The sequence below is a fragment of the Serratia sp. 506_PEND genome (genome assembly GCF_001076875.1).
In the GTDB taxonomy this organism is placed as follows: Bacteria; Pseudomonadota; Gammaproteobacteria; order Enterobacterales; family Enterobacteriaceae; genus Serratia; species Serratia marcescens.
This window is the reverse complement of the sequence record NZ_JVEL01000497.1, coordinates 36,967-44,502: the sequence shown is the minus strand read 5'-3', so window position 1 is coordinate 44,502 and position 7,536 is coordinate 36,967. Positions and strand designations below refer to the sequence as shown.

Below are 7,536 nucleotides of genomic sequence, written 5' to 3'. Positions count from 1 at the left end.
AGGCTGTCGAACGCCTGGTTGGTGAAGGTGCACTCGGCCTGCATCTCTTTGCACAGCGCGTTGGCCAGATCGACATCAAAACCCTGAATTTTGTTGCCGGCGTCAATAAATTCAAATGGAGGATAGGAGGCTTCGGTAGCGAAACGGATGGTTTCGGCTGCGGAGGCGGAAACGCTGATGCCGGCCAGAACGGCGGCGATTATTAGTTTTTTCATCGCAAAATCCCCAAATTACAGCAAGTTAATTGTTAGTGTGATAAGTAGTTGGCAAACTCGGTGGTCTGTGGCTGCGCAAAGTGGCTGCTGTCGCCTTGCTCCACCACGTGGCCGTTTTCCATGTACACCACGCGGCTGGCGGTCTTGCGCGCCACTTCCACTTCGTGGGTGACGATCACCTGCGTGATGCCGGTGCCGGCCAGTTCGCGAATGATGCTGACGATCTGAGCGGTGATTTCCGGATCCAGCGCCGCGGTCGGTTCATCGAACAGCAGCACCTGAGGTTCCATCATCAGGGCGCGGGCGATCGCCACGCGCTGCTGCTGGCCGCCGGAAAGGTGCAGCGGGAAGCGATCGGCGAAGTCGGTCAGGCGCAGACGCTTGAGCAGCTTGTCGGCGCGCTCCATCGCCTGAGCCTTGGTCAGACCCAGCACGCGGCAAGGCGCCTCGATCAGGTTCTGAACCACAGTGAGGTGAGGCCACAGGTTGTATTGCTGGAAGACCATGCCGACGTTTTGACGCAGTTCGCGAATGGCTTTCTCGCCCGGCGCCTGTTTGAAGTCGAATTGGTTGCCGGCGATCTGTAGTTGGCCCGAACGCGGCATTTCCAGCAGGTTCAGCACCCGCAGCAATGAGCTTTTCCCGGCGCCGCTTGGGCCAAGCAGCACCAGGGTTTCCCCGGCTGGACAATCCAGCGTGATGTCAAACAGCGCCTGGTGAGCGCCGTAATAGCAATTGATACCGTTAAGTTGAATACTCATGCGCCAGAATTGAATAGACATTGATGCCGCAAATGTTAACTTCCACAGAATACTTATGCAATCTTTGTGCGTTAAAATTTATGAGTGTGCGGCGGGACAGTAAAAGATTAGCACAAGATACCGCGACTCAAGCCGAGGGAGGGGATTTGTGGCGCAGGCTGTGATATCGGTAGCGAAATTTTTTCTATTGGACGAAATTTGAGCGGCGGCGGACAGCGGGGATGACCGACGCGGCAAGCCCGCGTCGGCCGGGGAAGGCGGGTTACTGGTTTTCCAGCACCTGGCGCACGCTGCCGTTGGTGGCGTGCGCTGGAACATTCAGGTAGCGAATATCATCAACCACCCAGCAGGTGCCTTCGCGCACCATCAGCACTTCGTCTTGCCAGTTCACGGTGCTGTTGGCGTCTTTCTGGTAGCTCAGATCAACGCGCAGCGGGATGTTCTTCGCATCGGTGTTAGGAATGGTCGAGGCGCTGGCGACGGAGGCGTTGCTTGGCCCTTGCGCATTGCCGGAGAACAGATCGCCGGTTATCCGGTGCTTGCCCGGGTTTTGAGCGGCGCTGGCCAGATCCTGATACAGCACTTTGCTCAGATAGGGCTGCAGCTGCGCCAGGCGGTTGCTGTCCGGCAGGCCGGCGCCCTGCTGGATGCGCAGGTCATAGAACTTTTGCGCGACCGTATCCGGGCCGCCTTCCACACAGCTGCCGCTGCGGGTGCCGATATCCTTGTATGCCGGTTCCACCGTGGTACAGGCACTCAGCAACAGCGCTAAGGGTAAAACAGCCGCAATCGTTTTTGTTTTCATCTTATTACCTTATGTGAAAGTCTCTACCATGAAGACCAATAGCTTACAGTATAAATGCGTTTTTTGGCCTTGCATTCGTACTGCGTGCCATTGATTAAGCGAACATAACGCCAATCTTCTGGTCATAGATACGTTGAATTAATCAAACAAGGAATTCTGATGCAGCTTTCAACTACCCCGACCCTGGAAGGGTTCACCATTACCGAATATTGCGGCGTCGTCACCGGCGAAGCGATCCTCGGCGCCAACATTTTTCGTGATTTCTTCGCTGGCGTGCGTGATATCGTCGGCGGCCGCTCGGGCGCTTATGAGAAAGAGTTGCGCAAGGCGCGCTTGATTGCGTTCGAAGAGCTAGAAGATCAGGCAAAAGAGCTGGGCGCCAACGCGGTGGTCGGCATTGATATCGATTATGAAACCGTTGGCAAAGACGGCAGCATGCTGATGGTGACCGTCAGCGGCACCGCGGTGAAAGTCAGCCGCTAACGCCATTCTCCGCGCCCCGGCCGTTTCGCCGGGGCGACATCCTGTAGGTTCATCCCACCTTGTGCTGCTCGACGATCGGGCGGTGTTCCTGCGGTTTCACCGGCGCCGGCGCTTGGCGATGCGGCATCGGCTGAACGGACGGCTGGTGGATCTGCGGCGCCGGGGCAGGATGCGGCATGATGCGCGCTTGCGGCACCGGTGCCGGGCGCACTAACGCCGGATGCAGCGTTGCGGCCGGTTCGCGCGCCCTCGGCTGAACGACGTGCGGCACTATCTGAACCTGGGGGTGCACGGCGGATGGATGCACCGGCGCAGCATGCACGGCCATCGGCTCCTGCGCGTGGGGCGCCGCCGGCGCGGTATGCGTGAACGTCGGCATGCTCCTCGGCTGTTGCACATGGGGCGCGTTGACCGACTGTTGCACGTGCGGCGCGGCCGCTACCGGCTGGGTGTGCGCAAAGGTCGGCAGGGGCATCGGCGCATGGGCCGCAGGCGCGACACGCGGCTGCGCGTTAGGCGTCGGCGGGTTGAAATGCGGCGTCGGCGCGGCGGTCGTATTGTTGTAGTTATTCACTGTATGGATGCTGCGATTCACATTGTTCACGTTGTTATATTGGTTGATGTTGGTGACGCGATTCACCACGGTGGTGGAATGCGATACGTAGGGCGCATCGCGGTAGACCACTGGTTGGCGTCGATCGTCCCAGCGCATATCCCAGTTGTGCCAGCCGCTGTTGTGCTGATTGAACAATGAGGCGACCGCAATGCCGACACCGAAGCTGATCACGCCGGCCGCCAACATGTCGCCGCCGCTGTAGCCCGAAGGTTGATACCGATAGCTCGGATAAGCTGGGATCGGCGTGCCGTAGGCCACCCAGGGATCGTAATGCGGGACGTAAACTGTATCCGGCTGGCTGGGTTCGATGACGATGGTTTCGCCCGGCGCCGCCACCACGCGCTGGCGATAGGGCTGCCGCTCAACGTAACGGGTGGTGGGAGCCACGACGATGCGCTGCTGCGGGGTGTTTTTCAGCGTGCCTTGGCTGGCCGCCCGTTGACGCATCACCTGAATGGCGTTCATCACGTCGGTGGGATCGTTCAGGTAGGCGCTGCCCAGGGCGGTGGTCCAGGGGATGTTTTTCGCCATTTGATCGAGCACGTCGGGGAATTGCACCAGGCCGCGCACGCTGGGATCCCAAGGCTGAGCGTCGGCCGCTGAGCTGAGCGCCGCCGGTTGCAACCCGCGGTTTTGCGCCAGCCAGGCATCCGCGGCGCTGATTTGGTCAGGATAACCCGCGCCGGTCAACACCTGCGCCAGCAGCTTGTCGGGGAACAGCGCCACCGGGCTGACCAACTGGTACAGCTGGTCGGCGGTCAGCGGCGTATAGGCCGGCGCGCTCACATTGGCGGCGGATGCAGCCGAGGGCGGCGCGCTCCCGCCCATCGCGTCAGCGACTTTTTGCCGATCGCAGCCGCTGAGCGGCAGCATGGCGGCACAGAGCAACCAGGACAGATAGCGTGGCGTGAACATGTTCGACTCCGCTCTTTCGGCGCAGATGATACTTTGAGACTATCATGGGCGGGAAAGGCCGCCAGTCGGGAGCAACACTCGCTTGCACATCGGCGTTGTCTGTCATTATTTCTCGACGAACGTGATGATTGGATACAGGTCAATCGCGTCGCGTTACATCTCTCACGGACGCCAATCAGGAGGATAAGTGAAAATTTGGCCAGGGATCATCGCCGCCGCGCTGTTGGCGGGGTGCCAAAATCCGCAGCAGGACACGCTCGTCGATCGCGGCGCTTACCAGCTCGAGACGCTGCACCAGGCGCAGGGCGCCGATCGGCGCATTCGCTTTCTGGTGATGCACTATACGGCGGAAGACTTTCATTCATCGCTGAAAACGCTGACCGATGAACACGTCAGCGCGCACTACCTGTTGCCGGCGCATCCGCAGCGCGAACACGGCAAACCGACGGTGTACCGGCTGGTGCCGGAAGCGATGCGCGCCTGGCATGCCGGCGCCAGCGCCTGGCGCGGCCGCAGCAACCTCAACGACACCTCGATCGGTATCGAAATCGTCAACAAGGGGTTCACCCGCAGCATGCTGTTCACCCATTGGCAGCCTTATACGGCGGAGCAGATCGCCGTGCTGATCCCGCTGAGCCGCGACATCATCCAACGCTATGGCATCCAGCCGCAGGACGTGGTGGGGCACAGCGACATCGCGCCGCAGCGCAAACAGGATCCCGGCCCGCTGTTCCCCTGGCGGCAGCTGGCGCAGGCCGGCATCGGCGCCTGGCCGGACGAACGAGACGTGCAGCGTTTGCTGGCGGGGCGCGATCGCCATGCGCCGGTGCCGATGACGCCGCTGCTCGATAAGCTGGCGCGTTACGGCTACGCGGTTGATGCGTCATGGGATGCGCGGCAGCAGCGAAATGTGCTGGCGGCGTTTCAGATGCATTTCCGGCCCGACGATGTGCGCGGTGAGCCGGATGCAGAGAGTGAGGCGATTATCGATGCGCTGCTGGTGAAGTACGGCGCGTGGCGTTGATTACAGGCCGTGCAGTTTGCCGTGATCTTTCAGCCAGCGGGCGGTGCGCGCGATGCCTTCTTCCAGCGAGACGATCGGCTGATAGCCCAGCTCTTGCTGCGCGCGGGTGGTATCGAGCGTGAGGTCGAAGTTGAGTTTGGCGACGCCGTAGTGGGTCAACACCGGCTCCTTTTCGCTTTTGCTGCCCAGGCGCTCCATGCCGCGCGCCATCATGTCGAGCATCGGGTAGGGGACGGAGCGGATGCGACACTTCATGCCCAAATCGTCGATCAGCTGCTGCACCACGGTGCGAAGCGGACGCGGCTGCTGGTTGGTGATGTTGTAGGCGCGGCCGGACGGCGTGTCTTCTTTTAGCGTCGCCAGCCACATGGCGTGCACCGCGTTCTCCAGATAGGTCATGTCCACCATCGCCGCGCCGCCGCGCGGCAGCAGCAGGTTGCCATAGCGTTTGATCATTTGCAGCAGCCGCGGCAGCATCACCTTGTCGTGCGGCCCGAACAATCCCTGCGGGCGCAGAATGGTGAAATGGGTCTGCGGATTGGACAGCGCCAACTGCTGGATCACTTGCTCGCCGGCGGCCTTGCTGCGCGCGAACTCATTGGCGTAGCGCTGCGGGCGGAAGTCTTCGGTTACGTTGCGATGATGGTGGTAATCAAAATAGATCGCCGGGGAAGAGATGTGAATGAACTGCGCCACGCCATAGGCCGCCGCCCATTCGCCGAGGCGGCGGGTGGCGCGGACGTTGGCCAGTTCGAAGGCTTCTTCGGTGCCCCAGGGCGAGGTAAAGCTGGAACAGTGCCACAGCACGTCGACGTCCGCCAGCATCGCCTTGGCCTGCGAAGAGATCAGGTTGGTGAGATCGGCATGAATGAACTCCGCGCCCATTTTTTCCAGCAGGCCGCCCATCGCCTGGTTACGGCCAGTGGCGCGCACTTTGATGCCCTGGCGGCGCAGATATTCAACGGCGTTACGGCCTAACCCACTGGTGGCTCCGGTGACCAATACCTTCATAACGGACTCTATTCTCACCCAAAATCGGAATACCGGCGGGCGCTTGCGGCGCTCCCAGCAAATAAGATGCCATTCTTCCGTGATTTCGTGCGCTATGCAATCGGAAAGCCCCGAAGCACAGCGGCAAACTGTGCGGTTGATCGACAAATGAACGGCATTCAGCGCTGTTGGCGGTCCAGGTTCTCGGCCAGTGTCGCGATGCGCTTCGCCATGCCGCGAAAAATGAACAGGTGTGCGGGCATCATGGCGAACCAATACAGCAGCCCGCTGAAGCCGGCCGGATGCCACCAGGCGCGCACGTCCAGGGTGCGGCGATCGCCGCGATCGGTAATGGTGAAGCTCAGCCGCCCCAGCCCCGGCGCCTTCATGCCGAACAGCAGCGCCAGTTGCCGCAGCGGCTTCAGCGTGATGACTTTCCAGCCGTCGATCTCGTCACCCAGCGCCAGGGTCGCGCGCGCCGGGCGGCCATAGACCACGCCGTTGCCGATCATGTCGTCCATGCGGGCGCGGACCCGCCACAGGATATTGGCGTAGAAATAGCCTTCCTCGCCCCCCAACTGCTGCACCGTTTGCCACAGCGCCTGGCTGGAGGCGGCGGTGTCGAGCGAACACCCCGCCTGTTTCGGGTAATAGCCGTAGCCGGGGCGCCAGCGGGCCCGCGCCGCCGGATCGTAGCCCCAGTCGGCGGAATCGACCNCCTCCAGTTCGCGCTGCAGCGTGGCGGTGACCGCCTGATCGAAGGTGTGCAGACGTTGCGGGATCAGGGCCTGCAACGGTTTGCCGTCGGCGGGCAGATCGTGCTTCAGGCCCTGGATCAGCGCGCGCGCGATCGGCGTCGGCACCGAGGTGATCAGGCTGATGAACCACACTGAAATCAGTCGCGTCGGCAAGGGGATCGGGATCAGCCAGCGCCGCTTGCCGCTGATGGCGATAAAGCGTTTGAACATATCCTGATAGCTGAGGTATTCAGGCCCGGCGACGTCGAAGATGCGGTGTTCCTCCGCCGGGTGCGCCAGCAGATCGGCAAGGTAAACCAGCAGGTTCTCCAGCGCCACCGGCGACGACTTCGAGCGCACCCAGCGCGGCGGCGTCAGCACCGGCAGGTTATAGACCATGTCGCGCATCACTTCGAACGCCGCCGAACCGGGGCCGACGATGATGCCGGCGCGCAGCTCGGTCACCGGCACACCGCTCTGGCGCAGGATCTCGCCGGTCAGACGGCGGGCCGCCAGGTGCGGCGAACTGTCGTCGTTCGGCTGCAGCGCGCCGAGAAAGATCACCTGTTTGACGCCGGCATTGCGTAGCGCGTCGCGCAGGTTTTCCGCCGCCTGGCGTTCCTTCTCGATAAAGTCGTCGCCGTCGCCCATCGCGTGCACCAGATAGTAAAGCGTATCGATTTCCCACAGCGCCGCGCTCAGAGTTTCCGGGCGGTACAAATCGACATACAGGCAGTTGACCTGCGGCCAGTTCTGCTCCTGCAGCCACTCGATGCGCCGTGCGGCGGCGGTAATCTGGTGCCCCTGTTCGATCAGGTGCGGGATCAGGTTCTGGCCTATATAGCCGCTGGCTCCAAGAACCAGTACGCGTTGGGGTGTCATCGGGCCGCCTTGTGCGGTAGAGGATTGGCAGAACGACAGGATGCCAAATTCAGGGTTTAAATGCACATTTTGTATGGGTATAAGTCGGTTGCATCCATCCTGACGCAG

Annotated in this window: 8 protein-coding genes; 2 read left to right on the top strand and 6 right to left on the bottom strand. The window is 61.6% G+C overall.

All coding sequences use genetic code 11. The features are described from left to right. From ADK28_RS20275 to ADK28_RS20265, 3 genes are all read right to left on the bottom strand, one after another. Positions 1-215: transporter substrate-binding domain-containing protein (locus ADK28_RS20275; RefSeq protein WP_048796506.1), on the bottom strand; the 215-nt coding region annotated here is incomplete at its 3' end. A gap of 32 nt (positions 216-247) precedes the next feature. Continuing rightward, the gene (gene artP, locus ADK28_RS20270; RefSeq protein ID WP_142590589.1) at positions 248-976 is read right to left on the bottom strand and encodes an arginine ABC transporter ATP-binding protein ArtP; all 729 of its coding nucleotides are present in this window, start codon (positions 974-976) and stop codon (positions 248-250) included. A 262-nt stretch (positions 977-1,238) separates the two neighbouring features. Beyond that, the gene (locus ADK28_RS20265; protein ID WP_033640830.1) at positions 1,239-1,781 is read right to left on the bottom strand and encodes a lipoprotein; all 543 of its coding nucleotides are present in this window, start codon (positions 1,779-1,781) and stop codon (positions 1,239-1,241) included. A 159-nt stretch (positions 1,782-1,940) separates the two neighbouring features. Between ADK28_RS20265 and ADK28_RS20260 the strand changes: the two genes are divergently transcribed. After that, a complete protein-coding gene (locus ADK28_RS20260; RefSeq protein WP_004928400.1) occupies positions 1,941-2,264 on the top strand; it encodes a heavy metal-binding domain-containing protein in 324 nt (107 codons plus the stop codon). A 49-nt stretch (positions 2,265-2,313) separates the two neighbouring features. Here the strand turns inward: ADK28_RS20260 and ADK28_RS20255 are convergent, their stop codons facing one another. Continuing rightward, on the bottom strand, positions 2,314-3,795 hold the full coding sequence (locus ADK28_RS20255; protein ID WP_048796504.1) for a DUF3300 domain-containing protein: 1,482 nt from the start codon (positions 3,793-3,795) through the stop codon (positions 2,314-2,316). A 187-nt stretch (positions 3,796-3,982) separates the two neighbouring features. Here ADK28_RS20255 and ADK28_RS20250 point away from each other — a divergent pair, with 187 nt between their 5' ends. Then, positions 3,983-4,819, top strand: a complete 837-nt coding sequence (locus ADK28_RS20250; protein WP_016928349.1) for an N-acetylmuramoyl-L-alanine amidase — start codon at positions 3,983-3,985, stop codon at positions 4,817-4,819. Here the strand turns inward: ADK28_RS20250 and ADK28_RS20245 are convergent, their stop codons facing one another. Both ADK28_RS20245 and ADK28_RS20240 read right to left on the bottom strand, forming a co-directional pair. Continuing rightward, positions 4,820-5,830, bottom strand: a complete 1,011-nt coding sequence (locus ADK28_RS20245) for an NAD-dependent epimerase/dehydratase family protein (protein ID WP_004928393.1) — start codon at positions 5,828-5,830, stop codon at positions 4,820-4,822. 158 nt (positions 5,831-5,988) lie between these two features. After that, entirely contained in the window at positions 5,989-7,428 is a 1,440-nt protein-coding gene (locus tag ADK28_RS20240) for a DUF2867 domain-containing protein (protein WP_048796503.1), read from the bottom strand. Between the last annotated feature and the right edge of the window lie 108 nt (positions 7,429-7,536).

Excerpts from the sequence above, each read along its gene's own strand:
- artP (WP_142590589.1), bottom strand. The coding sequence starts at position 976 with ATGAGTATTCAACTTAACGGTATCAATTGCTATTACGGCGCTCACCAG.
- ADK28_RS20265 (WP_033640830.1), bottom strand. The coding sequence starts at position 1,781 with ATGAAAACAAAAACGATTGCGGCTGTTTTACCCTTAGCGCTGTTGCTG.
- ADK28_RS20260 (WP_004928400.1), top strand. The coding sequence starts at position 1,941 with ATGCAGCTTTCAACTACCCCGACCCTGGAAGGGTTCACCATTACCGAA.
- ADK28_RS20255 (WP_048796504.1), bottom strand. The coding sequence starts at position 3,795 with ATGTTCACGCCACGCTATCTGTCCTGGTTGCTCTGTGCCGCCATGCTG.
- ADK28_RS20245 (WP_004928393.1), bottom strand. The coding sequence starts at position 5,830 with ATGAAGGTATTGGTCACCGGAGCCACCAGTGGGTTAGGCCGTAACGCC.